29 protein-coding genes are annotated in these 26,056 nt (G+C 59.5%); 15 read left to right on the top strand and 14 right to left on the bottom strand.

Annotated features, from left to right (window positions below):
* Positions 1-12 precede the first annotated feature (12 nt).
* On the bottom strand, positions 13-1,005 hold the full coding sequence (gene galE / locus IVB07_RS29975; RefSeq protein WP_018456129.1) for a UDP-glucose 4-epimerase GalE: 993 nt from the start codon (positions 1,003-1,005) through the stop codon (positions 13-15).
* 6 nt (positions 1,006-1,011) lie between these two features.
* Complete coding sequence (locus tag IVB07_RS29970) at positions 1,012-1,161, bottom strand: hypothetical protein (protein ID WP_240543981.1); 150 nt, start codon at positions 1,159-1,161, stop codon at positions 1,012-1,014.
* Positions 1,162-1,400: 239 nt separating this feature from the next.
* Here IVB07_RS29970 and IVB07_RS29965 point away from each other — a divergent pair, with 239 nt between their 5' ends.
* Both IVB07_RS29965 and IVB07_RS29960 read left to right on the top strand, forming a co-directional pair.
* Positions 1,401-1,685, top strand: a complete 285-nt coding sequence (locus tag IVB07_RS29965; RefSeq protein ID WP_247397747.1) for a hypothetical protein — start codon at positions 1,401-1,403, stop codon at positions 1,683-1,685.
* 196 nt (positions 1,686-1,881) lie between these two features.
* Positions 1,882-2,280, top strand: coding sequence for a CHRD domain-containing protein (locus tag IVB07_RS29960; protein ID WP_039799634.1), 399 nt, complete (start codon positions 1,882-1,884; stop codon positions 2,278-2,280).
* A gap of 44 nt (positions 2,281-2,324) precedes the next feature.
* On the opposite strand, the gene IVB07_RS29955 is transcribed toward IVB07_RS29960, so the two are convergent.
* The 3 genes from IVB07_RS29955 to IVB07_RS29945 all read right to left on the bottom strand — a co-directional run bounded on the left by IVB07_RS29955 (position 2,325) and on the right by IVB07_RS29945 (position 5,174).
* Positions 2,325-2,690, bottom strand: coding sequence for a VanZ family protein (locus IVB07_RS29955; protein ID WP_204513754.1), 366 nt, complete (start codon positions 2,688-2,690; stop codon positions 2,325-2,327).
* A 120-nt stretch (positions 2,691-2,810) separates the two neighbouring features.
* Entirely contained in the window at positions 2,811-4,400 is a 1,590-nt protein-coding gene (locus IVB07_RS29950; protein ID WP_085384364.1) for an EAL domain-containing protein, read from the bottom strand.
* A 600-nt stretch (positions 4,401-5,000) separates the two neighbouring features.
* The gene (locus IVB07_RS29945) at positions 5,001-5,174 is read right to left on the bottom strand and encodes a hypothetical protein (protein ID WP_162847250.1); all 174 of its coding nucleotides are present in this window, start codon (positions 5,172-5,174) and stop codon (positions 5,001-5,003) included.
* A 999-nt stretch (positions 5,175-6,173) separates the two neighbouring features.
* On the opposite strand from IVB07_RS29945, the gene IVB07_RS29940 reads away from it, so the two are divergent.
* The 3 genes from IVB07_RS29940 to IVB07_RS29930 all read left to right on the top strand — a co-directional run bounded on the left by IVB07_RS29940 (position 6,174) and on the right by IVB07_RS29930 (position 7,386).
* Complete coding sequence (locus IVB07_RS29940; protein WP_018456121.1) at positions 6,174-6,449, top strand: hypothetical protein; 276 nt, start codon at positions 6,174-6,176, stop codon at positions 6,447-6,449.
* A 41-nt stretch (positions 6,450-6,490) separates the two neighbouring features.
* Positions 6,491-6,907 (top strand): hypothetical protein, encoded by a 417-nt coding sequence (locus tag IVB07_RS29935; RefSeq protein ID WP_018456120.1) that lies wholly within the window; start codon positions 6,491-6,493, stop codon positions 6,905-6,907.
* Positions 6,908-7,110: 203 nt separating this feature from the next.
* A complete protein-coding gene (locus IVB07_RS29930; protein ID WP_083926416.1) occupies positions 7,111-7,386 on the top strand; it encodes a hypothetical protein in 276 nt (91 codons plus the stop codon).
* 20 nt (positions 7,387-7,406) lie between these two features.
* On the opposite strand, the gene IVB07_RS29925 is transcribed toward IVB07_RS29930, so the two are convergent.
* Both IVB07_RS29925 and IVB07_RS29920 read right to left on the bottom strand, forming a co-directional pair.
* Positions 7,407-8,630: a hypothetical protein gene (locus IVB07_RS29925; protein WP_018456118.1), complete on the bottom strand. Its 1,224-nt coding sequence runs from the start codon at positions 8,628-8,630 to the stop codon at positions 7,407-7,409.
* 759 nt (positions 8,631-9,389) lie between these two features.
* Entirely contained in the window at positions 9,390-9,782 is a 393-nt protein-coding gene (locus IVB07_RS29920; protein ID WP_247766816.1) for a hypothetical protein, read from the bottom strand.
* Positions 9,783-9,924: 142 nt separating this feature from the next.
* Between IVB07_RS29920 and IVB07_RS29915 the strand changes: the two genes are divergently transcribed.
* Complete coding sequence (locus IVB07_RS29915) at positions 9,925-10,374, top strand: hypothetical protein (protein ID WP_247442240.1); 450 nt, start codon at positions 9,925-9,927, stop codon at positions 10,372-10,374.
* A gap of 41 nt (positions 10,375-10,415) precedes the next feature.
* Here the strand turns inward: IVB07_RS29915 and IVB07_RS29910 are convergent, their stop codons facing one another.
* Together IVB07_RS29910 and IVB07_RS29905 are read right to left on the bottom strand one after the other, a co-directional pair.
* Entirely contained in the window at positions 10,416-10,955 is a 540-nt protein-coding gene (locus tag IVB07_RS29910) for a hypothetical protein (protein WP_247410630.1), read from the bottom strand.
* A gap of 183 nt (positions 10,956-11,138) precedes the next feature.
* On the bottom strand, positions 11,139-11,876 hold the full coding sequence (locus IVB07_RS29905; protein ID WP_247766815.1) for a metallophosphoesterase family protein: 738 nt from the start codon (positions 11,874-11,876) through the stop codon (positions 11,139-11,141).
* Between the two features lie 192 nt (positions 11,877-12,068).
* Between IVB07_RS29905 and IVB07_RS29900 the strand changes: the two genes are divergently transcribed.
* Entirely contained in the window at positions 12,069-12,692 is a 624-nt protein-coding gene (locus IVB07_RS29900) for a transglutaminase-like cysteine peptidase (protein WP_247766814.1), read from the top strand.
* A gap of 10 nt (positions 12,693-12,702) precedes the next feature.
* On the opposite strand, the gene IVB07_RS29895 is transcribed toward IVB07_RS29900, so the two are convergent.
* The 3 genes from IVB07_RS29895 to IVB07_RS29885 form a co-directional block, all read right to left on the bottom strand.
* Positions 12,703-13,983: a hypothetical protein gene (locus IVB07_RS29895; protein ID WP_247766813.1), complete on the bottom strand. Its 1,281-nt coding sequence runs from the start codon at positions 13,981-13,983 to the stop codon at positions 12,703-12,705.
* A 158-nt stretch (positions 13,984-14,141) separates the two neighbouring features.
* Complete coding sequence (locus IVB07_RS29890; protein WP_247766812.1) at positions 14,142-14,417, bottom strand: hypothetical protein; 276 nt, start codon at positions 14,415-14,417, stop codon at positions 14,142-14,144.
* A gap of 74 nt (positions 14,418-14,491) precedes the next feature.
* Complete coding sequence (locus IVB07_RS29885) at positions 14,492-15,016, bottom strand: hypothetical protein (RefSeq protein ID WP_247397775.1); 525 nt, start codon at positions 15,014-15,016, stop codon at positions 14,492-14,494.
* A gap of 273 nt (positions 15,017-15,289) precedes the next feature.
* Here IVB07_RS29885 and IVB07_RS29880 point away from each other — a divergent pair, with 273 nt between their 5' ends.
* The 4 genes from IVB07_RS29880 (at position 15,290) to IVB07_RS29865 (ending at position 19,507) form a co-directional block, all read left to right on the top strand.
* Positions 15,290-16,492 (top strand): polysaccharide biosynthesis/export family protein, encoded by a 1,203-nt coding sequence (locus IVB07_RS29880; RefSeq protein WP_247397777.1) that lies wholly within the window; start codon positions 15,290-15,292, stop codon positions 16,490-16,492.
* Positions 16,493-16,709: 217 nt separating this feature from the next.
* Entirely contained in the window at positions 16,710-17,228 is a 519-nt protein-coding gene (locus tag IVB07_RS29875; protein WP_247375389.1) for a hypothetical protein, read from the top strand.
* Positions 17,229-17,256: 28 nt separating this feature from the next.
* Entirely contained in the window at positions 17,257-18,744 is a 1,488-nt protein-coding gene (locus IVB07_RS29870) for an O-antigen ligase family protein (RefSeq protein WP_247766811.1), read from the top strand.
* 139 nt (positions 18,745-18,883) lie between these two features.
* A complete protein-coding gene (locus tag IVB07_RS29865) occupies positions 18,884-19,507 on the top strand; it encodes a hypothetical protein (RefSeq protein ID WP_247766810.1) in 624 nt (207 codons plus the stop codon).
* Between the two features lie 35 nt (positions 19,508-19,542).
* Here IVB07_RS29865 and IVB07_RS29860 read toward each other — a convergent pair whose 3' ends face one another.
* Positions 19,543-19,692, bottom strand: a complete 150-nt coding sequence (locus IVB07_RS29860) for a hypothetical protein (protein WP_247766809.1) — start codon at positions 19,690-19,692, stop codon at positions 19,543-19,545.
* An 81-nt stretch (positions 19,693-19,773) separates the two neighbouring features.
* Between IVB07_RS29860 and IVB07_RS29855 the strand changes: the two genes are divergently transcribed.
* The 4 genes from IVB07_RS29855 to IVB07_RS29840 are packed head-to-tail and all read left to right on the top strand — an operon-like array spanning position 19,774 to position 24,553.
* On the top strand, positions 19,774-22,029 hold the full coding sequence (locus IVB07_RS29855; protein WP_247766808.1) for a polysaccharide biosynthesis tyrosine autokinase: 2,256 nt from the start codon (positions 19,774-19,776) through the stop codon (positions 22,027-22,029).
* Between the two features lie 42 nt (positions 22,030-22,071).
* Positions 22,072-22,824, top strand: coding sequence for a hypothetical protein (locus tag IVB07_RS29850; protein ID WP_247766807.1), 753 nt, complete (start codon positions 22,072-22,074; stop codon positions 22,822-22,824).
* Positions 22,815-23,210: a hypothetical protein gene (locus IVB07_RS29845; protein WP_247766806.1), complete on the top strand. Its 396-nt coding sequence runs from the start codon at positions 22,815-22,817 to the stop codon at positions 23,208-23,210. Before IVB07_RS29850 ends, IVB07_RS29845 begins: the two co-directional genes overlap by 10 nt.
* 50 nt (positions 23,211-23,260) lie before the next feature.
* Entirely contained in the window at positions 23,261-24,553 is a 1,293-nt protein-coding gene (locus IVB07_RS29840; protein WP_247766805.1) for a right-handed parallel beta-helix repeat-containing protein, read from the top strand.
* A 119-nt stretch (positions 24,554-24,672) separates the two neighbouring features.
* On the opposite strand, the gene IVB07_RS29835 is transcribed toward IVB07_RS29840, so the two are convergent.
* Complete coding sequence (locus IVB07_RS29835) at positions 24,673-26,013, bottom strand: oligosaccharide repeat unit polymerase (protein WP_247766804.1); 1,341 nt, start codon at positions 26,011-26,013, stop codon at positions 24,673-24,675.
* Positions 26,014-26,056: the final 43 nt, after the last annotated feature.

Genomic DNA, 26,056 nt, shown 5'->3' with positions numbered 1-26,056 from the left:
TCGAGGATGTTGTCAGGGCTGCTTAAGCGGATGAGCCCTCTGGTGCCAGGCCCAGGCGGTGCGGATTACAGTCGGCAGATCCGAATATCGCGGCACGAAATTCAGCGCTTTTCGCGCTGCGGAGGGATCGGCGACCAGATAGGTGGGATCGCCGGCGCGGCGCGGTTTGACGGTGTGGGGCACCTCGCGCCCGGTCTCCTGCCTGATGGCGGTCAGGATCTCCCGTACCGAAAAGCCGGAGCCGGTGCCTAGATTGAAGCTGCCGCCGGCATGCCCTTGTTCCAGCAGCTTCAGCGCCGCGACATGCGCTGCGGCGAGGTCGGTGACGTGGATGTAGTCGCGGATCGCGGTGCCATCGGGCGTGTCGTAGTCCTGACCGAACACGGCAAAATCGACATGGCCCTGTAATGCCATCATGGCGCGCGGAATGAGATGGGTTTCATTGTCACGCAATTCGCCGATGCCGCCGGCAGGATCGGCGCCGCTGGCATTGAAATAGCGCAGGCAGAACGCGCCGAAGCCGTAAGCGGCGCGGTAATCGGCGAGCATGCGCTCGATCATCCACTTCGATGCGCCATAGGGGTTGATCGGCGCGCAGGGGAAGTCTTCCGGCAGTTCCTTGGAATCGGCATTGCCGTAGACGGCGCCGGTCGAGGAGAACACGATACGATGGCAGCCCGCATTGCGCATCGCCTGCAATAGCGACAGCGTGCCCTGCACATTGTTGATGTAGTACTTTTGCGGGTCGGTCATGGACTCGCCGACGAGACTCGCCGCCGCGAAATGCATGACCGCCGTGATTTTGTGCTCGGCGAAGGCGCGCGCCAGCGTGGCGCCGTCGAGCAGATCGCCTGTTACCAGCGGGCCGGCGACGAAGCCGCGATGACCTGTCGACAGATTGTCATAAACGACGGGCTGATAGCCGGCGGCGGTCAGGGCGCGACAGGCATGCGAGCCGATATAGCCCGCGCCTCCCGTAACGAGGACAGTCGGTCGGTCGGTCATGTCTGCTTACCTCGAGGTGAAATCAACGATCATCCATGCGTCCGCGGCCAGCACCAAATCGGCACCCGGCACGAGCACCGCAAGCGTCAGCCATGCGGGACGTTTGCGGAAGGCGAGGACATGCCGCGTGGCGCCACGGGAGACGACATCAATCAAGGAGAGGGCTTCCGAAGTGACCTGTCCCAATGCGATTGCCTCAGTTCAATAGTTGATCGATCTGGTGAGCATAGATTGATCTTCGCTGTATGCAACCCACCGGCGGCTCGGCACGATCGTCCTTCTTCGTTTAGCTCGCATTGACCCTATCGCTGCGAAACGGTGGGCGCGCGCATCGCGGCAACCGAAGCTTTAAGAACCAAAATTAAGCTGATGCCGAGTAAAGGAGTGACTGAAACATGGCACAGATCTGGATGACCTATGACGAACTCGCCGAGCTTAGCGGCTGCACGTCTGCCGAGGCACGAATGCGGGCCATGCATTTGTCACTTGACCGCCGCAAAAGCCGCGACGGCGCAACCCGCGTCAAGCTCGATCTGGCGCTGACGGCCAAATATTTCGCCTCTGTCCGGGACGCCGATTTTGATCTGGACGGCGCCATCGAGACGCTCCAGGCCACCCATCGGCAGATGGCAGAACTCCTGACGCCGAACCAGTTCCTGGGCCGGCGCCGCTCGGCTTAGCTCCCGCACGCAATCCATCAGGCTCCGGGTACAAGGAGCCGAGATTCTCGCGATAGTTGTTCCGAATCAGGCATAAATCTCCATCCGGAATCTTCATTGCTGGCCGGGGTCTAACCGCAGCGGGCCGTAGAGCCTGAAGGAGGATGCCATGAGGAACGACAGCGATCGAGGCTACGCGACACTGTTGGCAGCGGCGATGCTGGGTGCGCTGATCATCATGACAGCCGCAACGGCAAATGCAGAGCTCGTGAAGTTGCAGGCCGATTTAAAAGGCAGCAATGAAGTGCCTCCGAACAACTCGCCTGGAACAGGCAAGGCCGAGGCGACCTACGATACGGAGGCGAAAACCCTGACCTACACAGTCAGCTTCGCCGGCTTGACCGGGCCAGCCATGGGGGCACATTTCCATGGCCCCGTGGAGGCCGGCAAGAACGCCGGCATCGTGCTGCCGTTCAAGACGGTCCAAAGCCCGATTCAGGGGAGCGCAACGCTCACCGAAGCTCAGGCTGCGGACCTGCTGGCTGGGAAATGGTATGCCAACATTCATACGGCCGCGAACCCGGGCGGTGAACTACGCGGACAAATGATAAAATAAGGACGGTCACTTCCCCGATGCAGACGTGCAGGCCATGCATCTGCTCAGGAGGGCGGCCTCGGTAAGAAGGCCAGGATTGTTTGAGCGAGGAGGACCCCGACGGTCCCGCCTGCTGCTTTTTGCAGCACGTCCAGGAAACCCGGATCACGATCGGGCGTCATCGCTTGCAGAATTTCCAGCCCCATTGCGACCGCCACGACAAGCGAGCATGCGAGGGTGAGCCGACCGGGCAACAGGAAGGACAAGAGAAATCCCAGCAACCCGTAGGCGCTGAAGCGCTCGATCACGACGACCCAATAAGCGTCGTGATGGCCAATAAGCACGGGTCTCCCCGCCAGTCTCGCAAGCGTGGCATAGACGATGAGCGCGAAGCAGACGCCTGCGGCTGCGATAAGGTGGTTGCGGCGCATTGAACGACCATAGCCGGACCGGAGCCAGGCCGCGTTGAAAGATGAGAGTATCGTTAAGGCTGATTGAGCAAGGGGCGCGGCGCGGCGCGTTTGCCGTCCCGGGTTAACGGCTCAATCCTTTCAGGCCACCAACGCCGCGTCGGTCGGCAATTTAGCGCTCTGCGCCAAGCAGCGTGACTCGACCAACTCGTTGAATCGAGGGAAGGGCAGTGGGGCGGAGACCAGATAGCCCTGCCCCTCCTCTACGCCGGATGAAATAAGCGCCCGGACCTGCTCCTCCGTCTCGATGCCTTCCGCGACCACCGTCATTTGGAGGTCCTTCGCAAGTGCGACCAGCATCTCCACGATCGTGGCAGTCGATGCGTCCACGGTGATCGTGTCGACGAAAAATTTGTCGATCTTGATTGTATTGGCGCCCAGGCCCTTGAGCCGGGATAGCCCGCTATGACCGACGCCGACGTCATCGATGGCGACGCGAAACCCGCAGTCCCGCAATTCGCTGACCACGGCTGCGGCGCGTGCGAGGTCGTCGAGCTCGTCGCGCTCGGTCACCTCGATGACGATCTGGCGCGCGGAGACTTGCGCCGCCATGACCGTGCGGCGGAGCGTTTCAATGAAGCCCGCACTCAAGAGATGCTTTGGTACGACGTTGAGGGAGAGCTTAAAATCCTTGTTCGCTTTCAACAGCGGCTGCAGATCCGACAGCGCTGATCGCAGGATCTGCCAGGTCATGACCTGGATGCGGCCGCTGGATTCCGCGAGCGGGATGAAGTTCATCGGAGGCACGACCGATCCGTCTTTGAGGAGCCACCGAGCCAACACCTCGCAGCCTTTGATCCGACCGGTCTTGAGCTCGAAGATGGGCTGGTAGTACGGCTTGAATTCGTTCGCGGCCAGCCCGCGGTCGAGATCGGCGACGGGCCCTTCCATGCGGCGGCTCCGCGCGAAAAGCCCGCCGAAAAGGGCGCCGATTGCAAATGCTACGGCCAGCGTCGGCCAGTAAGCCTCGTTGTTCCACGTCGAGAGGATGCCGCGTTCGAGGCGAATGGTCGCATGGAGTGGGAATCGAGCTGAATTTTTGTCGAGATCGATCGGGGCCTGCAAGGCTTTGTCGGGATCGAGCAGGAATTCGCCAAGTTTCTCGCCGTTGCTCAACGCGAGGATCACTTCGCTGTGGGCGCGCAACTCGGCGGGCATGATGTCGAACAGGCTGGCGTTGACGCCAAGAATGGCGACCAATGCGGCATTGCCGTTGATGTCTTTGAGCACGCCCAGAGCATCGCCGCCGAATTGCTCGACACGGAAGAGCGAAAGGTTCTTGTCGTGCGAGGGAAGCATATCGCGGCGGTCGATCCATCCCTTGTCGAATTCCAGCGTTTCGGAATAGGCCGAACAGATCACCGAGCCATCCGGGTTGACGAGGCGCACATCCTTGATTGCGGAACGTTGGTAGACGTGGAGCCGGATCGCCTGCAGCGTCGCGGGCCCACAATCGGCAAGATCGCGCCGCGCGAGTTCGCCCAGGCTCGCGCCGGCAAAGTCGACCGCAAATTCGGCGCGACGCAGAACCACCTCGGTCAATTCGTCGAGCTGGTGGGCCTGCTGGTACCGAATGAACGAAGTTGCCGCAAAGTGGCCAGCCACGCCGAACGCGGCCGCGCTCGCGAGCACGAACGCCGCAAATACGAAAGTCGGTCGCTGCAATCTCATTCGGCCCGGCGGAACAGAGGGAAGCGTCGGCCGATCCTAATCAGGACGCGCTAAGATAGGGTTTAATGCGCGGGCGAGGTATGTGGAACCGGCCTTTGGGGGTGGGCAGGCGAGGGACCCGTCTGCCCCCGGACCGGGGGACCCTATCGAAAATGCTACTTAACCTTCCGCTCCCAAGTTCTGGCGGCCCATTCGATGGCGGAGCGAAGCGGGTGCGGGATTGTAGGGCGCGATGGAAGCCTGCCGAGGGCTGCCACCATGCTGTGGCCGGGTGGCTCGCAAGCGCAAGACCACGAAGGCGATATTGATAGCCAACCAGACCAGAATGACGGAAATGGCAAGATGGGCCACGGCCAGACCTCGCGATGAAGTTGGAGTCAACGCGAGCGCGCTGGTTCGGTTCCCTGGCGAACCGGGCTAGAGCGCATCTATTTCATGTAGCCGGAGTCGAGCCTTCGGGGCGGACGGCGACCTCACCTTGCCTTGAGGTCCTTGCTCTACTCCGATCGGCAACACGACGCATTCGTTCTTCGTCAGAACCGGCGATCGCGCGCCCGCGGCCATCATGACGTCGTTGGCGGAACGCCGCCGCACGCTCGCTTAGGCCTTTTTTCTCGCCTTCGTTTTCAACGAAAGACCAAGGCGCAGGGCCATGCGCTTGATCGCATCGGGCGATCGTCCGAGCTGTTTCGCCGCCTCCTCCAATGAAGCCGAAGACTTAGCCAACTCCATCAGCCGGCGGTCTTCCTTGAACGACCAGGGCTTGCGCGCCATAACCGAAATCATCCTCTCGTCGCGACAAGGACAAAGCCGCCAAGCGGACCTATGTCGCTCGACGGCTTTGCTTGGGTGGGGCCGAGCTTGGGGGAGCCCGGTGAGACGATGGGATAAGTGATTAGTGAGAATTCGCAACAAACAACGCGGATTAAGCTAACCGCTCAACCTTAACGCGTCTAATCCGGCTTTGTCGCTCCGTACTATCACGGAGGTGTCAATGCTGATCAGCGGCGGCCGTTACCGCGCTTTGAATGGCTGGAAGCCGAATTGTCGGGCGCCGGTTCTGAAGGCTGCATGGACTGCGTGAACCCCGATTAACATCCGGCCGGATCCAACTTCAATCAGTGAGACGTTTTGTCATTCCCCGGCCCGCGGCTGTCCGGCAACGACCAAACTTCAATCAGCTCCTTGCACAAATTTCGTCATCGCCTGGCAAAACTTTCAGCGGTGCCGATCTTGAAGTCGTCACAACGACAAGATGAAATGCAATGGGAGGAACGCGCCGAAAAAATGGGACGTTCAAATGTTGGCAATTGTGATTTTGGGTTCGATCTTCGCGGGCGGTTTTGCTTGCGGCTATGGTGCGAGGGCGTGGCGCTCACGCAAGCGATCGGCAAGATATCGTCTCTATGCGCCCTATACTCCCGCAACAGGGGCGGGACGAAGTCGGTCGCCCTCCTAATGATGGTATTTCGCGCCTGGCCTGTTTGCCGAGCGATCTCTGTAGCATTATCGAAATAACCATGTGCGGTTAGGTTAACTTGTCGCAATTCTTGAGAGCCTAGCCAATGCCACCTAGAACATCTCGATTCACGGCGGAAGCTTAGCCGCCCCGATTTTTCCGTGGCCCCGCGTTAGGGTAGGCGTAAATGACGTATCTGATTGCATTGCTAGGCGCGATAATTTGCATCGTTATTTTGATGGTTTTCGTTCGCGCCTATGATCGACACCTGAAAGATCTTCCAGGTCCTTGGATCATGGACGAGGCTCATTCGAATGACTGAAAGGCACAACGCGCCCCGCAGGTATTTCGTTGATGCGCAAGGGAAGCGGGTGCTGATAGGGCTGTCGCTTCCGGAAACGGCGGAGTTCGAAGCGCTGGACATCACATCGGGAGAGACGGTTCAAATCGGTCCGGGCGATGGGGCCGCCGCGGCGCACGAAGCTCGATGGCTTGAGCTTTATTCGAAACACGAAGGAGCCTGGCGGGCGTGGATCGTACAAAGCCAGGCGGAGCAGCCACAAGATTCAAGCTTTGTTAACTATGTCTGACCGATGTTAGCGGTCCAAATCTCGAACGTGGGATGGCCCAAATGTTTCAGCTGTTCCTGAGAGCGCGCGCACACAATTTTCTCAGCTCCCGCCGTGAGGACAAAGGCTTCAAGGCCCGTACCATCGAGCGCGATGCGGAGACGGACCGCGTTCGAATCGATGCCGTCATGGTCGCGATCGATACGGCATTGCGCGATGCGGAGAGGGAGCAGGTCGGCCTCGGACGACGTGTTGATGACGCACTCGCGCGTGCATCCGTCACTTTCGGAAACGGCACCGATGAATATCTCGAACGGGAGCCGATCGACAGTCATCATCAAGATCTCTTTGCCGCCGACATCTCCAACGGCCAGCGGCGGCTCAAGGAATTGGCAAACACCATCGCTCATCTGAGGTTTATCAGGACCGCGATGCTCACGCGCTTTCCGAACCTGAAGCCGCCGCAGCTCAATAGCTAGGATCGAGGGTTTGGCTCGGCACCCTTCCGTCTGCTAAACGCAGCAGGTTTGGGCACGATGGAAATCTCGGTCCGAAAAGCATAATCTCTCGCTGAACAGCTTTGCCACGGGACAATTCGGGCGCCGCTTTGCCGTTTGGCTCTTCTGCCGGTTTTGATATGGTCCCGTCCAGCGTTCTCGGACGGATTGAAGGAGCGAGCCAGGTGATCTCCAGAAATTTGCAAAGGTCTATGGGATTGGCATTTGTTTTGGCTATTGGCGCGCCAGTAACGGCGTCGGCCGTCACTGTAGAAGTAGCGCGTGCATGCGACGCAGCTTTGGCCAAGGCCTTTCCTCCAAAGCAAATCGGCAATCCCGCTGCCGGCAGCGCAGGGACAGCCAAGGAGCGGCGCGATTATTTCAGCAAATGCGTCACGAACAACGGCAAGGTCGATGATGCGCCCGCGGATGCGCCTAAAGACGCCAAGGCCAAGAAATAAACGGAACGCGTCGCGCCACTTTAGCGTCGCGGCGGGCAGGGGGAGTAGAATGCGCCGTTCGTTGCATTGATGCGTTCGACGCATTGGTTGGGATCAGTCGGCGTCCCGGCCACCGTGAAGTCATAGCCCATACCTTTGACGACCACGACGTAGCGACCCGGCGAAAGCGTAAAGCCGTCCTGCTCCGGCTGCAGCGATAGCATTCTCGGCTGATCCTCGACCGGACCTACTTTGTAAGGGAAGGACATGCTGCGGATGACCCAGGTGTCGCCGGCAGAGACCATGGCCGCTTTCCCGGTTGCATCGACGCCCATCGCTCGGGAGACTTTTGCGACTACTCGAACCTCGGTCCCGGTTGCATCGACACCACCGTCGGGCCTGAAAACAATGAAGCTGACATCTCCGCTTGTCAGGGTCGTCGCGCTCGGTGTGGTGATTGCTGCTGAGATCGCGACACGACGATCCGGAATCTTCCCGGGGACCGGCTTGAGCTCCTGGAGCTGGCCCTGGCTCAGGGCGTAGACGCCGAAGGTCGTTGGCAACGGCATCGAGGGTTGCGCAGGCGTCACCGGCTCCTTCGGTTGATCCGGTGTCCGTTCGACGCTCTCACCGCTCGATGGAGTCACAGCCCCGGTGGGGTGAGGCTCGGGGCTTGTGGAGGTGCGCTTGGACAGCGTCGCGGACTGCCACAATGCGAGGGATTGTGTCCTCAACCGCGGCCAATAAGTAACCGCCGCGCTGGCACCGGCAATGACGACCAGGATGGCGGCTAATCGGATGAGGGAGTTGAGGATGCCGCTTCGCCGAGATTGGTCGGGCGGGCTTGGCGGTGCGACAGAACCGCGCCCTGTTTCCGCAGGCTTCGGGACGGGCGGCGAGGGCGGAACGGGCGCCAGATGCGGAACGGGCTGAGGAGCCGGGGGACTGGGTGGCGACTGATGCGAAGCGACGTCTAGCGCCAACTCCGGCGCTTTGGACAGCGCGTCGCGCTCGCTACGGTCAAATGAAAGCTCAACCTCCCGGATGGCGCGCTCAAGCACTTGCTGGAGCTCGCGGGACTCCCGTGCGTCGCCATGCGTTAATTGTTCCAGAAGCTTGATGCGAGCCAGCTCGTATACGATTTCGCGGATCTGCCGGGGGTCGCTGGATATGTCGCGAATCCGCCCGGACAGGAGACGCACAAACCCGGCCTTGATCGCGTGCATATTTGGCGCGCCGGCGGCGGTGTCGCTGGGGTCGGTCATCAAGGCCGATCAAGTAACCCGGAACAGGCTGTTTCGCTAGGCTTTTCCGCGTCAAAATCCTATCTCGGCGAAAGCCGCTCTGATCGCCAGCCTTGCAAGAGCCCATGTCGAACAGCTTCGGGGGCTTGCTTTTGGGCAGAAAGCTGTGACAGTTCGACGAGCTCCTCTTTCCGGTATTTTGATCATGCGCGACGGTTTCATAGCACTCACGTTTGTGGCTCTCCTGGTGCAACCTTCTTTTGCACAAGGGACCAAGGACAAAGCCAATTTGACGAGCACCAGTATCGTGACCACCCCTACGAAGAAAACCCAAACGGCCCAGAGCGCCTCACGACCCACAGCCACCCGAAACCTGGCGCCGGGCAAGCTGCCGAGCGGGATGGCGGCTCAGGGGGTCTGGAGAGACGGCAAGTTGATCGCCGTGCCTCGGCAATGACGACCCAAGCAACCGTGAAGGAACGGTGATCGCCTCCCGATGTTCTCGCTTGGGAGACATCTTATGAAACGATTAGTCCTGACCGCGTTTACGCTTCTTGTGACGGCAAGCACGTGGGCCCTCAGCGCTCGGGCCCAGGGGGTCAATGATCCATCGACCCCCGATCGAAATGTAATTATCGTCAATCCCTCGCAGCCCGCGCCGAGCACGGCTACGCGGAATATTCCGAGCCAGATTCAGCCGCCTCTGGTCAGTGGAGGGCGCGCGCGCCCCTATTACGGCAACAGAACGCGGACTAGTGGGTCGAGCAGGCGTTAGTCTGGCTACTGTGCGTTGGGTGTCATTCCGCCGCCGGCGGGGACGTTGCTGGATTTGAGCGCCATCCCACTGACGCGAAAGCGGACATTTCCTGCCAGATACAGATAGTCCGACGTCGTGCTGCTGACGGTCCGCACCTCGACATAGGTCAGTGTGATCGAACCCACGCTTGGGGTTACCTGGGTGATGTCGACAAACCGAGCTCCCGGGAAAAGCTTCTGGTCGAGGCCATAGAAGATCTTTTCCCGCTCCGACCACAGCACGAAGTGACCCCCGGTCTTCTGATCGACGGCTTCGTATTGCGTATGGATCACTTGCGGGTATTCGATCTGGCCTGCTGTCGCAAAGTGAGTGCCTAAAAAGATCACCAGAACCAGGAAAGTAACGTTGCGGACCACTGGTCAATATCCTCGCGAGCTAAAGCACGAAGCTTGCCCGCGATTTGGCTTTCGTGCAATCGGCAAACGTATAGATTGAAGGGAATGGACGAGAAGTTTCCGGCCCTTGCTCGTTCTTCTCGCTCTGCCCTGGAGTTACAGCGTGCCAACCGCGCGACCTCACACCTTTCTAGCTCATGCCAGGCGGCTTGGGCAGCTGGCCGGAGTGGTCCTGACCGTTGCCGGTGCAATCGGCTTCGGTCTCGCCAGTCCGCCCTCGCGTTTTGCCCAGACCGAACCGGAGCCCTCGGTCAGCGACTATCTGCCACCAAGCGAGCCGGAAGTCAGCCGTGACGAGTGGCGTCAGCGTATCGAAGATGCGCGGCGACGAGCCAAGCAGCTCTCGCGCGAGCGGCGGGACCATCCAGAGCTCTATAAACCGGTCCCGGAGGATCCGGACCTTGTCGCGACCGAACGCCTCCTCAACGACGACAGCCTGCAGCGCGGCGACATCGTCTCGACCAAGAAGGGCATGTTCGTCTACCAGGGGCGACCGGATCAACCGCGCCGTGAGCAGGATTTCGTGCCGATCGCACCAAAAGCGACGCGCTGAAAAATTGACTGCAAGCCAGCAGGCTAACTCGCGCTCGAACGTCAGTACCGCCGCAAAATCTGATTGAACTTGGGATCGATCCCCTGCGTGGCCTCCAGAAGCAGCGACTTGCCTTGCGGCGTGGCCTGCAGGTAGGCTGCGATCAGGAGCTGCTCGTAGCGAGAGCGGTTGGCAAGCGCCGCGCGGACGTCCGATTGCGCCAGCAGCTTGATCTCTTCGTCGGCTGCTGCCGCATTCGATGTGACGGTTTGGAGCCGTGCGAAGGCAACGGCGATCGGCACCGCGCCGGCCAGGTAAGACATTTTCACTGCAGGCGTCGCCAGCTCACCCGCCTGCGTCTTCAGCGTGCCGAGCGTGAGCCAAAGCGCGGGCCGGATGGGCGATACTTTCAGAGCCGCAACAACGACGTCCTGGGCCGCCTTGTTCTCGGCGGCCCTGCTGTTCACATCGGCTGCAGGACGGTGAAGAAAATCCGCGGCTTTGGCCGCCGCATAATTCGCCAGCAAGTCGCCGTCGAATGAAAGGGGCGCCAGAACGCCCGAAGCGGCTACGTTGACCTTCTCGGGCGGAAACTCGCCCAAGAACAAATCGCTCGCCCGAAAGTTCGACCGCGTGAGATCGCCGTAAAACCCCAATGCTGCGTCAAGCAGCAACATCACTGCGATGCAGGCGCCAATGATGCGAAGCAAGGTCATGCGGCTCATGATGAATTTCGATGCCCGTGTGGAAGGGCGCAGGAGTTGGCCAGCAACTCTGCAAAAGTCCTAAATTGCGAGCAGACTATCGCCCTGGATCGTGAGCAAGGTCAAGTTGCCGGTCGCGTAGGCGCCGGTGTCGATATTGATCCGGTTTGAGCGGATATCCGGGACGCTGACCGGGGTATGGCCGTGGACGATATATTTGCCGAAGCGTCTTTCGGACTCGAGGAATTCCTCGCGGATCCAGAGCAGATCCTCCTCCTTCTGACGTTCCAGAGCTACGCCCGGCTTGACGCCGGCGTGCGCAAAGAAGAAGTCGCCACACGCGAAGGACGGGCGGAGCTGCTGAAGAAACGAAAGATGCTCCCGCGGAAGCGCCTGCCTCAACCCTTCGATCAATTCAATCTGCTGCTCCGGCGTCGGATTCATCGTCGGGTTGATGCCGTATGAAACAAGGGTCAGCAGGCCTCCGTAGCGACGCCATTCCTCCAGGCGCGCCGGGTCCTTGAGGACCTCGAGCAGGAACACCTCGTGATTGCCCTTGAGGCACACTGTCTCATGCGACTTCGAGCGCTCGATCAGGAGATCAATCACAGCGCGCGAGTCCGGGCCCCTGTCGACGTAGTCGCCAAGAAAGACCTGAATCGCTCGTTCGGGAGCGGAGCGGGCAAGGTCGGCGTCGATGACAGTTAAGAGCGACTGAAGCAGGTCGGCGCGTCCATGCACATCGCCGATGGCATAGATCCTCACGCCGTCGGGGAGCCGCGGCTTGACGTTCTTACGAAAACGCTTGGAAAGGCCCATCAGCTGGTCGAATCGGGTCTGGCGTCATGAATGGAGGGCATGGTCGCTCATAGCAGAACAAGTTACGCATCGGTATTCTTAATTGTTTCTGACGGAGTCGCAGCGGTTTTGATTAAAGGATCGCTCGGCTTTTGAGCCGGATTTCAAGACGTGTCCCGTAGCGTTTCCCCAACAAGAAATGGGGAGCGCGACATGCGCAAGACTTTAAAGTTCCTGGCGATTGCCGCCGCTCTGTTGGCTGGGGCGGCTCAACACAAGGCCGAGGCCGCCTTTGTCGGTGCGCCGTCGGCGTTGCGCGGCGCCATCCAGTACATCAAGTTCGACCAGCCGACCCTGGCGCCGATGGCTTTCACGCTCTTTTGCCTGAAGTACGAGGGCGAGTGTAAGCCGCGACCGCAGCAAATCGTGTTCAGGGGCGGACGTCTCAAGCTCACGGCCGAGCGCATGGCGCAGCTTCGGGAGGTCAATCGGCGGGTTAACAGCGCGATCCGACCCGAGCCCAATTTGGAGGGGCTGCGCGGCGAGAAGTGGCTGCTGCATCCCACCAGCGGCGACTGCAACGACTATGCCGTGACAAAACGCCACGATCTGATTGCCAAGGGCTTCCCGGCGCGATCGGTGTTGCTCAGCGAGGTCGTGACGAGCTGGGGTGAGCATCACCTCGTGGTCGTGGTGCGCACGTTCGCCGGCGATCTCGTGCTGGATAACCTCACCGGGCACATCCTGCCGTGGTCGAAGAAGTCCTACCGGTGGGTCCGCATCCAAATGCCCAAGAACCCGACCTACTGGGCGTCACTGGCTGATCGCGACGTCTAACGACGAACGACTAATGACCCGTGCCGCGTGAGGACTGGGTGACGCTTTGGGACAAGCCGAGTCCCATGATCGTTGACAGGCAAAGGATTGCTGCAGGATGCAGCAGTCCTGAACCAGCGAAGCCCTCAACCAGCGCGAAGACAAGGCAGGCCGCGGCCGCCGCAGGGAAGAACGAGTCGCGGCCGCGCTGCAAAGCCCCCAAAAACAAGCGCCCCAAAGCCATCATGCCCGCCAGCAGCGCGGCGGAAAAACCGACCCATCCGGTATCCGCGAAGATGGCAAAAGCCGTCGAGGGCGCCATCAAAGCCGCGCCGGCATCGCTTTGGTAGATCCTGCCAACGGCAGAAAAGGTGCCTGCGCCCGCACCGAACCACCTGGTGTCGGCCAACATTCGCTCCAGCGCGGCTCTGGTTTCGGCCCCCGCATCCGGGACGAGCCGCAAAAGAATCGGCCCTGCATTCTTTTCGAACAGGAAGCTCAGGACAATCATCGCTCCGACCAGCGCAGCTAAGGACAGCGCGCCAGCGGCCAACGGCGACAGGTCGATCCTTCGAATGACAAGGATCAGCAAGATCAACACGAGGCCAAAGGCCGCGGCGATCGCGCTGTTCGTCCCTGACAAGCCAAAAACCGCAACCGCGCTGGCCAACGCGCCCACGAGGCCGCAAAGGCCGACAGCGACCGATCGAACCACCGAGTGGCGCGTTTCGGCCCGCTCGGCGGCAAGCTGCATGACGGCTAGATTAAGCATGACGCCAAGACCGGCCATCGTTGTCCCGAGGTCGGAAGGGACGGCGGTTGCAAGGGCGGGCGACAGTGGACGCAAGCCCAGGATCAGAGCCGACACTGCTGTTACCCCGCTCAGCACGAACAGCACCAGTTCGGCACGGCTGCGGTCACGGACCACGACGATGGTCACGCTGAGCAACGAGATCGCTGCGACGGCTTGAAACAGCGCATTCAGGGTAAGGCCGAGATCCGCCGTCACTGGCCCAAGCGACAGGCCACCCAGAGCATCGTGGCTGCTCGCCCAGATCGGATGCGCCCAATTCAGCCACAGCGGCGCCAGCTGGGTTGCGATGCAAAGGGGAATGGCGATCAGGACCCAGCGGCCCCAGACCGTGGCACGCAAATAGTGCTCGTAGTCGGCCTTTCGTGCGCTGAAGACCGCTGCAAATAGCCCCAGGGCCGTCGCCGTCATCCCGAGCTGTACGCCGAATTTGGCGCCGACAATGTCGAGAGCGGATGCAGAAACAAGGCAAACGATGAGGGCAAAATAAGCGAAGGACAAACGTGCGCCTGGAAGGAATCCTGAAAGGGTCAGGCCACCATACAAGCCGGAGGCAAGTTTTCAAACAGAGCTCTGCAGCCCACGCAGCTCCCAGCCCAACCCCAGATCAACGAAGCGTCGCCTGCGGGATCAGACGGATTGATGCGCCACAGAGGAGGTCAGCGGGCGGTCTTGAGCGGACGGGCAAACACGCGGGCGGCACGACCGGCGGCGAGAGCAAAGCGGGCGGCCGAGCCAAAGAGATAACCGGCCTGGAGCGCGATGGCCGCGAGCGCTACGCCCTTCAGACCATTGAGAAAGCTCAGATTGGCCATCCAGCCGACCGGGATCGCGGCGAGGAGCATGACGAAGGTCAGCGGCAGGAGCACCAGGACGCGAAAGCGTTGGCCCAGAACTGCGCCTACCAGAAAGCTGAAGATCAAAAGCTCGGTCATCCGAAACACTCCGTGCTCCGGACCTTAGGTTCCCCACCCTAAAAAGACCCTTAAGTCGTATGGCTAAATTTTGTCTATTGGCCGCAACTTGCCGCCAGAGAATTATAGGCTTCGCGGAGCCCGTTCAGGGCCACCACGCCTTTGATCTCGCTGTCGCTTTCCTTGACCGTCACGGAAAGCGAGGGCGTCGTCTGCCACTTGCCGGCGGCAAAGGCGGAAACTTCGTCCGGCAGGAGGACGGCCGCGCCCGCGACGGCCATGCTGGCCTCGAACGTCTGGGTACCGCCGCCAGTTGAGGAGATCGTCACTCGCGGGTGGCTCCGCGGCGGGAAGGGGCGAACCAAGGCCACCAGCACGTCGATCTTGCCCTTAGGCGCGCAGCGGACGATCAGGCCGGCGAACTCCGGGTCAGACTGCATCGTCTCGGCTGTCTTGGAGATGGAAGCGAAGCTCTCGCCCTCTTTGGGGCCTTGGGCGCGGGTGAATTTCCAAATCGAGGAGGAGGCTGCGATCTCAACGAAGGGGCGCCCCGGGGGTTCGTATCCCGGTCCGGCGAGCAACCATCCTGTCAGGGCAAGGGAAAGAAGCGACAAGAGCAACGCCGGAACTCCTCATGAGACGGCCGGAGCATTACCAGAGATACGCGGGGGTGAGAACGCCTCGCCCGTCGGTTGAGCGGTTGCCTATCGATCGGGCACACGAATTACAACAAACAGTCACAAAGGGTTAGCAGGGGTTCCAAAGTAGTGGCGCGGGCGCAACACCGGCGGACTCATTGCGCCGTTAACCATCGGTTTCGGCCTGGAACCCTTGTCGCGCCGTCCGCTAGCCCGTACCACTTTGAGGTAATTGGGACGATTGGGGCCGCGTTGATGCATTCCTTTGCTAAGACCTATTTATTGAAGCCCGCGTTTTTGGCCGTGGCGCTGGCGCTTGGCGCCTGCTCCACGAATCCAGGCTCCGGCCCGCTAACGGACGACGTTAACAACCACATACAGACTGAAAGTGCGCCGGCTTACGAGTTGGTGCCGCTCAACCCAGCCACCGTGAACATTCTACATACCCATGAACCCAAGGGTCTCGCGGGCGCGTTCACGGACAAACGACCGCCGGCGAGCATTGTGTTCGGGATCGGCGACGTCGTCAGCGTGACCATCTTCGAAGCGGCTGCGGGTGGTCTGTTCATTCCGGCGGAAGCCGGCGTCAGGCCCGGTAACTTCGTCACCATTCCGGATCAGTCGGTGGACAATGACGGGTTCATCACCGTGCCGTACGCCGGTCAGGTCAAGGCCGCGGGTCTCACGGCGGTTCAGATCCAGCGCGCGATCATTGAAAAGATATCCAACCGCGCCATCGAGCCGCAGGTCGTGGTGGCGATGTCGTCGCAGCGGACCCAGCTCATCAGCGTGCTTGGCGAAGTCAATGCGCCCGCGCGTTATCCGGCGAGCGCTGCGGGCGCGAAGGACAAGGTGCTCGACGCGATCACCCGCGCCGGCGGCATCCGAGGCCAGGGCTTCGAGACCTGGGTGATGCTGGAACGCGGCGGACGGCGCGCAACCGTTCCGTTCGAGAATCTGGTCATGTCGCCTGAGAACAACATCTATGTGCGTCCCGACGACAGCATCTATGTCTATCGCGAACAGCAGAAGTTCCTGGCGTTCGGCGCCAGCGGCCAGAGCGGCGAGTTCAACTTCGACGCATGGCGCATCAACCTCGGCGAAGCCGTGGGCAAGGCCGGTGGTCTTCTCGACGGTCAGGCCGATCCGGCTGCCGTGTATCTCTATCGCCGCGAGCCGCGTGAGGTCGCTGCCCAGCTCGGCATCGACGTCAGCAAATACACGACCGAGACCATCCCGGTCATCTTCAACGTGAACTTCCGCGATCCGGGTGGCTTCTTCCTCGGCACCAAGGTCATGATGAAGAACGGCGACATCATCTACGTTTCGAACTCGCGCAACGTCGAAACTGCCAAGTTCCTGCAGTACCTGCGTGTGATCATGGCGACCGGCAGTGATGCGGTGAACCTCGGAAACAACGCCCTGATCTTCCGCAACAACATCAAGCTGGCGCCGTAATCAGCCGACTTGATCTACCAAGAGCGATGGCACCGGGGCTTTGTCCCGGTGCCATTTTCGTTTAGCAATCACAGCGGTTCTGTTCGGGGTGGATCAAGGCTTCACCGAGCAAGATTCACCGCCGATCGGTCACCCCGCAGGTTGCAAGGTCTTCATGTGCTTTGGACGGCAAGCAGCTCGGTGCTTATTGGCTCTCGTCATCGCGGGGCCGTCTCTGATGGGCAAGGCTGCCGGCGAAACCCAACAGCTCGGTGTCCGCCACCGGATCGACGTGGTGGTCTCGGCTGAGCCTGATGCACCAATTTTTCGGCACTTGCGCGAGGCCAAGGGCGAGCTCTCCTTCACCGTCCGGCTTTCAGCAAACGCCAAGGAGAGCCGCTTCTTCGGAATGCTGCACCCCAACTTCTCAGACATTGTTGTTCCCGACGGCGCGGGCAAACCTCTCGTTCGGCAGACCAAGCTATGGGAAGAGGAGGTCTGCCATCAGCGTCGCGGGCTGCCGAAGGTGACGGTGACCCAGCTCGCGGGACATTTCGGCGAGGGCGACGGGCGAATCGAGATAGCCGGCATCAACCGCCACATCGGGCTTCTGGTCCCGCCGGATGAGTTGACCCCCGGAATAAAACTGGACGCGGGGAGTGATAACCTTGGGCTATTCTACGGCTTCCGGGCGCAGACCCGGATCAGCCGCTTGAATGTGGATCTGAAGATCTATCCGATCGATTGCTTCCTCTAGAGCTAGAGCCAAGGCCGGCTAACCGACGATGCGCTTTCCGCTTCCCCGTATACGTTGGTCGTGGAGCTGGCCTGCGACCTTCATCCTGTTCTTCGTCGTCGCCGGGGCGCCGTTCCCGTTCGGCTCGACCAACGACCTCTCGATCGCGTTCTGGTGCCTGTGCCTGGGCCTCGCCTTGATCGCGGCGCCGACGCGCGACTTGCGCCGCCCCCATTTCTGGATGATCGCGGGCATCGGGGTGATCGTGGCCGGATACGCCTTCGTGCTGCATGAGCAGCTCTCCGATCATCCCTGGATCGCGCCGTTCAACCCGATCTGGAAGCAGGCGTCCGATCTCCTAGGGGTGCCGATTGCGCCGTCGGCATCCATCGTCAAGAACGAGGCGTTCTTCGCGTTGGGCGCGCCGCTCGCCAACATTCTGGCGATCCTCCTCGGCATCACCGTCGGTGCCGAGCGTGAGCGCGCCCGACGTCTGCTTTGGGTCATCGCCGTCTCCGGCAGCCTTTACGCGCTTTATGGCGTCGCTTCGTTCCTGATCGAGCCCACCATGATCCTGTGGCGGGACAAGACGGCCTATATGGGCAGCGTCACCGGCACCTTCATCAACCGCAACACGGCCGCCGCCTATTTCGGGTCTTGCGCGGTGATCTGGATGCTCTTGATCCTGGAGGATGTCCGCCGGCGCTTGCCTGAGCGGCACGTCGAATGGAAGCGCGTGTCGCGCGACGTGGCCGAGATCCCGCCGCGCCAGATCCTGCCGCATCTCGGAGCGCTTCTGATTTGCCTGATGGCGATGTTCATGACCGGCTCGCGCGCCGGCGTCAGCCTGTCGCTGCTCGCGATGATCGCCTCCTTCACGGTGTTCCTGCGCAAGGACCTGCCGCCGCGGACCGGAATCTGGATCTCGCTCGGCTCCGGCGTGGTGGTGGCGCTCGGCCTGATGCAGCTGCTCGGCGGCCGCGTCTCCAGCCGGTTCGACAGCCAGGGCCTGGTCGACGAGGGCCGCATCGAGGCCTGGAAATCCACGCTTCAGATCATCGCCGACAATCCCTGGTTCGGGACCGGCATGGGCACCTTCCAATGGGCCTTCCCGCCCTACCGCAGCCCCAACATCTCGATTCGCGGAATCTGGGATATCGCGCATTCCACGCCGCTGGAGCTCGCCTCCGACGTCGGCATCCCCATGGCGCTTTTGGTGGCGGCCGCATGGGCGGTCATGTTCGTCATCCTGGGCCGCGGCGTGTTCGCCCGGCGGCGCGATGCCATCATCCCGCTGGCGGCGGCGGCGACCGCGAGCCTGTCGCTGCTGCATTCCTGCCTGGACTTCACGCTCCAGATCCCCGGCTATTCCATTCCGTTCTTTGCGCTTTTTGGCGCCGGCCTGGCGCAATCGTTCCGCATCCGCGAGCCGGCGCGGGCGCAAGGCGAGGCGATCGCCGCACCGGACGAGAAGGGGCGCCAGACGCGGCCCGCGCGGGGCCTGCGCCGCGCCCGCGCGCTTCACAAAACTGTCTAGTTTTGAAGCAGTTGCGCCGTTTACGAAGTCTTTAGAATAAGTGGACAGCGATTTGCTCTTCCGCTAGGTTCCGACACTACACAGCCACTTGCCCGGGCCCGAGACGTAAAGTGGGCAGACGTTTTTTGGAGGTTTTATTATGAGCGTTATCAAGATTGCGCTTCGCATGGCTGCGGGCGCGGCCCTGGCCGCGACGATTTCGAGCGCCGCAAGCGCTGCCGTCTATCCGCCGCAGCGCCAGCTGCCGGCCACGGTCATTTCCGAGTTCAAGGCCACACCAGGCACGCTGTTGACGCAATATCCGGCCGGTGCGCAGCTGATCTCGCGCGTGCGCGACCTCGGCGCGTCTGATCCCACCACGGTTCCGGCGCTGATCGCGCTCCTCAAGGACCCCGCGACGACCAAGGACCAGATCCGCGCGATCACCGCCGGCCTGGCCCAGCTCGCCCGCATGGCCGCGGTCGCCGACCAGGCTTTCGCCACTGAGATCCAGGCGGCGATCGCCGGCACCAACAACCCCGACGTGATCGCAGCCTACCAGGCCGCAACCGGCGACGTCGCGATCGCGGCGGCCGGCGGTGGCGCAGGCGGCGGCGGCGGCTCCGGCGCGGGCGGACCGACCGGCAACCCCGGCAACACCGGTGGTTCCAACAACGGCGCGCCGAGCTTCGGCGGCCTGCATTATGCGACGACGGTCAACCCGAACGCGAGCAATGGCGTCAGCGGCACGACCAACGCTGGCGGCAACGTCAGCCCGCGCTGACCGGACCCGGCCCTCTCGGCCGCCCGATGAAACGATCACGGCAGCGGCGCCAGCGGGCGCCGCTTTGCTTTTGCGCCGTTAAGCTTGCTACAAAAAGTCGCGTGACGTCCGCTGTGCACTGCATCGAGCGCGTTCAATTGCAGGCAGAGTTGTGCTAATGTTGCGCGCAGCGCGGGCTTTGGCATCCGGCTTGCTCCGGACGCAGCCAGGTTCTGGCGAACATTGATCCCAAGAACACAGATCGATCCATTTTCAGGAATTGCTAGATGTTGCAGGTGAACAAGCCGCCTTCGGAGATCAACCGTGATTTCGCCGAGGCCGACGGCTCTCCGTCGCAGACGCTGACCTCCTATCTAGACATTATCAGGCGCCAGTTCCCGACCATGGTCGCGATCGTCTCGGCCTGCGTGATCCTGGCGCTGCTCTATCTCTTCACCGCCGCGCCGCTGTTCACCTCCACCGCCTCGATGGTGATCGACACGCGCAAGGTGCAGCTGTTCCAGCAGCAATCCGTGCTCGGCGACATCGCGATCGATTCGGCTACCATTGAAACTCAGGTCGAGATTCTGAAATCCGAGAACATCAGCCTCGCCGTCATCCGCGACCTACATCTCACGGAAGACCCGGAGTTCACTGGCAGCAGCGGCGGCCTGTTCGGAGCGATCGTCGGCTCGATTGCTGGCCTATTCACCTCGGGGATTGAGTCCTCCGAATTCGAGCTGACGCGTAAGGCGCTTCAACGTTTTGAGAGCAGCAGAACGATTAGGCGTCTTGGTCTCACCTATGTGATGCAAATCGGCTTCACGTCGCGCGATCCGGAGAAAGCCGCTCGGATTGCGAACGCAGTCGCTGACGCCTACATCGTTGATCAGCTCGAAGCAAAATACCAGGCCACTCGCCGCGCCAGCGTCTGGCTGCAGGACCGCATCAAGGAGCTGCGCACGCAGGCCTCGGCCGCGCAGAAGGCGGTAGTGGATTTCAAGACCGCCAACAACATCGTGGACACGGGTGGGCGGCTGATGAACGAGCAGCAGCTTGCCGAGGTTAACAGCCAGCTGGTGATGGCGCATGCCTCAACCGCCGAAGCCAAGGCGCGGATGGATCGCATCAACGACATCCTCAAGCAGGAGATTCCAGATGCCAGCGTCGCCGACGCGCTAAAGAACGAGACCATCGTCAAGCTGCGCGGCCAGTATGTCGACATGGCCTCGAAGGAATCTATCTGGGCGATGAAATATGGCTCTGATCACCTCGCCGCGGTCAATCTCCGCCGCCAGATGGCTGAGATCAAGAAGAACATCATCGACGAGCTCAGGCGCATCCAGGAATCCTACAAGAGCGACTACGACATCGCCGTCACGCGGGAGGAAGCGATCAAGTCGAGCCTCGCTAACGTCGTCTCGGAATCGCAGCTCACGAACCAGGCGCAGGTGCAGCTCCGCGAGCTCGAAAGCAACGCGCAGAGCTATCAGGCGATGTATGACAACTTCCTGCAGCGCTACATGGAGAGCGTGCAGCAGCAGTCGTTTCCGATCACCGAGGCTCGGATCATCAGCGCCGCGACCACCCCGTTAGTCAAGAGCTATCCAAGGACGCTGATTATCTTGGCAGTAAGCTTGCTCGGCGGGCTGATGCTGGGTCTCGGAGCTGCTATTGCGCGCGAGTTCGCCGACAAGGTTTTCCGTACCACCAGCCAAGTCGAGGAGCAGCTCGGCACGAACTGCATCGCGATCCTCCCGACGCTTGGGCCGCAACTGTCGGCTCCGACGTGGCCCAGCAAGCTTGACCGAAAGAAGAGAAATCCCGAGCCGGACTTTCTGCGCTACGTCGTCGACAACCCGTTGTCGCGCTTTTCAGAGGCGGTGCGTTCGCTGAAAGTTGCGGTTGATCTAAACTCGATCGTGCGCGAGAATCGCGTGCTGGCGGTGACCTCAACTCTGCCCAACGAAGGCAAAAGCACGCTCTCGACCAACCTTGCGCAGCTCATTGCCCATGGCGGCGCGCGCGTGATTCTGATCGACGCCGATTTGCGTAATCCCTCGCTCTCCCGCGCTTTGCTGCCGGATGCAAGGGCTGGCCTAGTCGACGTCGTTGCGCAGCACGCTAAACTCGATGATGTTCTGACGGTTGACCCACAGACTAAACTTGCAATCCTGCCCGCCGGCACCACTTCGAAGTTGCTGCATACCAACGAAATCCTAGCGTCCAAGCCGATGCGCGATTTGATGGCACTATTGCGGACGAAGTATGACTACGTCGTACTTGACATGCCACCTATGGCGCCTGTGGTCGACGTCCGCGTTACCTCAAACTACGTGGATTCCTATGTCTTTGTCGTGGAATGGGGCAAGACCAAGATTGACGTCGTGCGTCATAATCTACGCGGAGCGCCGGAGATACACGACAAGCTTTTGGGCGTGGTACTGAATAAGGCAGATACAAAGCTCCTTGCTCGATATGAGTCTTATCATGGCCGCTACTACTATCAAAAATACTACGCGCGGTACGGGTATGTGGAGTAGGTTCGCCAGAGAGCGTCCCACATCGGAGCATTGAGGGAAACAATGCGCGATATTAAGACGTTTGCGCGAGCTTTTTTGATCGTATTAGGTGCTGTTTCCTTGAGTTGGGTTGGCTTCGCGGTGCCCCCGTTTGGGATGGCGGCAACTAAGAACGAAGTTACTGCGCGCCTTCTCGCTGATGATCGCTTTAAGCCGGGTGCGCTGCGAGAGTCGCTTGCAGTATTTACGGGGCGAGCCAAGTGGTTTCCCGAGTATTCTAAGATAACGCGCGCAGAAGCGCTCATGAAAATCCGAATTGCCGAGGAGTCGATCAGAAGTATAGACCTTCAGGAGGCAGGTACCGAGAAAGTTCATGCGAAGGCGAGTATATTGTCTTCGCTGGCGTCTAATCCTGGAGACGCTTATCTTTGGCTAGCGCTGTATTCTACTCAACTTCTCAGCGAAGGTTTTGATTCGGAAGCGATTAGCTACCTCGATACGTCATACTTCCTGGGACCGATGGAAGGATGGATTGCTATCCGACGCAACAGGTTGGCGCTGGCTGCCTTTCCAATGTTGGACGAATCCTTGCAGGCTAAAGTTGTTTCCGAGTTTTGTGCATTGGTTAGTAGCGAATTTATTGATGCTGCGGTGTTCAATTTTGTTGGCGTCGGATGGCAGCAACGAAATCGACTGCTCCAGGGTATTTCGCAGATACATATACTCCCCCGCACTTTGTTTGCGAAGCGCTTGGCCAATGAGGCTGTAAGTATAAGCATTCCTGGGGTGAGTATAGATGAGAGGTTTTGGCGATGATGTTTTGGAGAGTTGTTCAAGTAGGAGGACTTATCGTCGCCTTGATTTATTCCTCTTCTTGTTATGCCCAGAGCGAGCAAAAAAGGTCGAGCTTCACTCTTCAGGGGCCGGCAGAACAAGCGTCCTTATCAATCGTGCGGGACCCGCTAGGTAAGCCATGCTTGGACATCGAGGCGGTCGCGCGTGTTCACGTCGCGAACAAGGACATTGTTGACCACGTGGTGAGCGTGAAGAACAACTGCTCGAGGCCAATTAAACTCAAGGTCTGCTATCACAATACTCAGCAGTGCAATGCTCTCAATGTCCAAGCCTACAAGCGGGTGGACACAATTTTGGGAACGATGACCAAGGTGACGGCATTTCGCTACTCAGTCGATCAAAAATGAACTGGAGTTGGTTGGGCTACTTGGAGAGACGATCTTTTGTTTGTCGTTGGATGGGCAACGCAAGCCCTGATCATGAACTAAAGATCCATCGCCGCACGTTATTGGGATTGATGTCGCTATTTGCGCTCCGTCCATCGCAAGCCGCAAGCCTTTCCCCTCCCGCTCCCGCGCTAGTGGTGCGCTATGTCGAGGAGTTCGGAGCTAAGGGAGATGGTGAGACCGACGATACTGAGGCAATTCAAAGTGCATTATCTCAAGGAGGCGCAATTAGGTTCTCTTCAGGAAGAACGTATGTTGTTCGCGCCCGATCAAACGATATCTTGCAGATCACAAAGGGAGGCACTCATCTGTTGGGGGACGAGAACGCTCCTCCTATTCTCGTCTATCGGGAGGCGGATGCCTCACTGGGAGAAGATATTGCGCTCCTCAGCATATCGTCGGCTTCCGTTATATCGAACGTCTCGGTCATGGGACTGCACTTTCTCTGCGCCAGAAAGAGATACAAGCTTACATCCCGGCCTCTCATTTACGCGCAGAATGTCAGATCGTTCACTTTCGAGGGAAACGTTGTCGAAAATGCCTCGTATGGTGTCTTCCTACGGAATGTCTCTGACTTTAGGCTGACTCGTAATCGCATTCTGCACAGCGTCGCCGATGGCATTCAGGCGTCAAATCAGGGCAGTCAAGCGTCAGGAACCAGCCTGACTCGCGGGGAGATTAGTCATAACCATTTTCAGTTTAACGGCGACGATTGCATCGCCGTCGGATCGCAGGTGGACCAGGAAGGAAAGCGCACACCGTCCGAAATTGTTATTCACCACAATTTTTGCGAGCGGCAAGGTCCGCAGGGCGGTGGCATTGGCATCTACGGATCAGAAGGCATCCAAGTCTACAATAATGTCATCATCGGCGCCTCAAAACACGGAATTGCGATCATCACAGATACAAATAACAGGCAGGAGACCAACCAACGAATAGTGATCGAGAACAACACAATTGTCGATGTTGTGCGCTCTGATTATAGCCGGGACAAGTACTACAACTGTGCCATCGTTGTTGGAAATCGAAATTCTGGTGGAGATTCGAGCTACCTAGCCGGGCCGTTCGCCGACGATGTGCAGATTCGAAGTAACGCTATTTATTCTCGCAACAGAAATGGGATCGTGGTGTCGGTGGGCGAGCGGTTCCGCGGAAGGGGATATCTGGCGCCCGCGAACGTTGCTATTTCTGATAATTTATTGGTTAATAATTCCGACCACGGGGCAGAGGTTGCGGCCTTCATCATGATCGGTGCCGAAGACGTGAAGTTCTCAGATAACTACGTGGTTGGCTACGACAAATAAGACAACGGCCGTATGGCGCGTGTCGTGATCTCATCGCCGCCGACAACTCGGTACCTAAAATCCTGGCCTGCATTTCCAATGCGCCCTCCACAGCTGGTCAAGTCAATCCGCAGGCCGCCTCACGACAAGCCGTGTGTTTCGCCCGACGAATTGGCCTGCGGAAAATATCCAACGTTCTTCCGCAGCGGTCTCTTTGGTGTGAGCTTCGCTGCAAGATAGACGATCGGAAACAGACCAAGATCAATAATCAAAGTTGACAAGGCTCCCTGTGGTCCCACTCGCACATACTCAGCGAGTATAGACGACATAATAACAATCGCCCAAGTCGCAACAATCATATTGCGACCCTGAACTCTTTCGAGAACCCGCTGGAAAAAATGAGCAAAGAATCCCAGTATTGCGGTCGATAGGGCTGTTCCAACAATTCCCGCTGCAATATATCCTTCACCCAGAAAGCCCGCAGGTAGCCCGGATTTGTCATACCGTGTCAGCGCGGTAGCAATCTTCTGCGGCATTAGAATTGGCTTATCCGGCCAGATGTCGCGTGGAACGAGAATTACCAGCGCATCCAAAATATGCGCTCCGAAATCGAACCCGGACCTCGTATAATAGAGAATGCCAACGAGAAAGTGATCTACTGACGGCAACGCCTCAGACAAGGAATTGAGCACGTCGCCCAAAGACAAGGCAACGGAGGCGGTAACGTCTATATTTTGTTGACTCGCCTTTCTCAGCGCAAGCCCAGCGATCGTGACAAGCGCCACTAGAACTCCTGCCGAGCTAACGTGCAGTGCATTTACCTTCGCCTTGCCAATATACTTCATTGCGAGGATAAGCGACCAAAGCGCAATGGCAGCAGTAGCCCGGCCCGATAGCAGCGCAAGCCAACCAAGCGCTATGAAGAGGAGGAGCCATGCGCCTACGACGGCAACATGACTTCCAGACCTGGAGGAGACCAATATGTTGGCGATTACGAGCGTCAACACGATGGGCGACAAATTTATCGCGAGGACGATTGCACTTCCCGAAACGATGCTCCGTTGAGACAGTACCTCCAATGAACTTAGATCGCCCGAGGAATAATTCAGCGACAAGGTGATTTGGGCGACAAGAATTAACAGTGCGAGAGAAAACAGGAGTAGTTGGTTGTGTTTGAATAAATTGGTTGTCGTCCCATCGGGGTGTGGGCGCCGACGCTGCTTCAATGCGAGGATTACAAGAGTGTAGCCAAAAATACTGGCGGCACCAATCGCATCTGCAAACTCTAGGTCGTCGCTCGATATAAGTGCTCCCCCGAGCAAAAATTGATTCATGTCAATATGTAGAACCAAGCTTCTTATCGGCAACCCGATGGTAAGCAATGCAAAAACAAAGACCTGATAACTGATCGCACCAAAACTTCTAATAACGACCGGTCCAAGTATCGCTACGGTCGATAGATTTACCAGCAGCGTCAGCAACTGAGTTCTTCCTTTTCGATTGACTTGTCGGTCCCAGGCGTGA

It is taken from the genome of Bradyrhizobium sp. 172 (genome assembly GCF_023101065.1).
Taxonomy (GTDB): domain Bacteria; phylum Pseudomonadota; class Alphaproteobacteria; order Rhizobiales; family Xanthobacteraceae; genus Bradyrhizobium; species Bradyrhizobium canariense_D.
The sequence above is the reverse complement of the archived record's forward strand: the minus strand, read 5'-3'. Positions and strand labels throughout refer to the sequence as shown.

Bases quoted from the DNA above. Each gene is read 5' to 3' on its own strand.
- IVB07_RS29880 (WP_247397777.1), top strand. From the start codon at position 15,290: ATGCATTCCTTTGCTAAGACCTATTTATTGAAGCCCGCGTTTTTGGCC.
- IVB07_RS29935 (WP_018456120.1), top strand. From the start codon at position 6,491: ATGTTTCAGCTGTTCCTGAGAGCGCGCGCACACAATTTTCTCAGCTCC.
- IVB07_RS29945 (WP_162847250.1), bottom strand. From the start codon at position 5,174: ATGGCGCGCAAGCCCTGGTCGTTCAAGGAAGACCGCCGGCTGATGGAG.
- IVB07_RS29850 (WP_247766807.1), top strand. From the start codon at position 22,072: ATGCGCGATATTAAGACGTTTGCGCGAGCTTTTTTGATCGTATTAGGT.
- IVB07_RS29950 (WP_085384364.1), bottom strand. From the start codon at position 4,400: ATGAGATTGCAGCGACCGACTTTCGTATTTGCGGCGTTCGTGCTCGCG.
- IVB07_RS29875 (WP_247375389.1), top strand. From the start codon at position 16,710: ATGGGCAAGGCTGCCGGCGAAACCCAACAGCTCGGTGTCCGCCACCGG.
- galE (WP_018456129.1), bottom strand. From the start codon at position 1,005: ATGACCGACCGACCGACTGTCCTCGTTACGGGAGGCGCGGGCTATATC.
- IVB07_RS29960 (WP_039799634.1), top strand. From the start codon at position 1,882: ATGCTGGGTGCGCTGATCATCATGACAGCCGCAACGGCAAATGCAGAG.
- IVB07_RS29965 (WP_247397747.1), top strand. From the start codon at position 1,401: ATGGCACAGATCTGGATGACCTATGACGAACTCGCCGAGCTTAGCGGC.
- IVB07_RS29855 (WP_247766808.1), top strand. From the start codon at position 19,774: ATGTTGCAGGTGAACAAGCCGCCTTCGGAGATCAACCGTGATTTCGCC.
- IVB07_RS29860 (WP_247766809.1), bottom strand. From the start codon at position 19,692: ATGCCAAAGCCCGCGCTGCGCGCAACATTAGCACAACTCTGCCTGCAA.
- IVB07_RS29940 (WP_018456121.1), top strand. From the start codon at position 6,174: ATGACTGAAAGGCACAACGCGCCCCGCAGGTATTTCGTTGATGCGCAA.
- IVB07_RS29925 (WP_018456118.1), bottom strand. From the start codon at position 8,630: ATGACCGACCCCAGCGACACCGCCGCCGGCGCGCCAAATATGCACGCG.
- IVB07_RS29840 (WP_247766805.1), top strand. From the start codon at position 23,261: ATGGGCAACGCAAGCCCTGATCATGAACTAAAGATCCATCGCCGCACG.
- IVB07_RS29905 (WP_247766815.1), bottom strand. From the start codon at position 11,876: ATGGGCCTTTCCAAGCGTTTTCGTAAGAACGTCAAGCCGCGGCTCCCC.
- IVB07_RS29865 (WP_247766810.1), top strand. From the start codon at position 18,884: ATGAGCGTTATCAAGATTGCGCTTCGCATGGCTGCGGGCGCGGCCCTG.
- IVB07_RS29890 (WP_247766812.1), bottom strand. From the start codon at position 14,417: ATGACCGAGCTTTTGATCTTCAGCTTTCTGGTAGGCGCAGTTCTGGGC.
- IVB07_RS29955 (WP_204513754.1), bottom strand. From the start codon at position 2,690: ATGCGCCGCAACCACCTTATCGCAGCCGCAGGCGTCTGCTTCGCGCTC.
- IVB07_RS29870 (WP_247766811.1), top strand. From the start codon at position 17,257: ATGCGCTTTCCGCTTCCCCGTATACGTTGGTCGTGGAGCTGGCCTGCG.
- IVB07_RS29900 (WP_247766814.1), top strand. From the start codon at position 12,069: ATGCGCAAGACTTTAAAGTTCCTGGCGATTGCCGCCGCTCTGTTGGCT.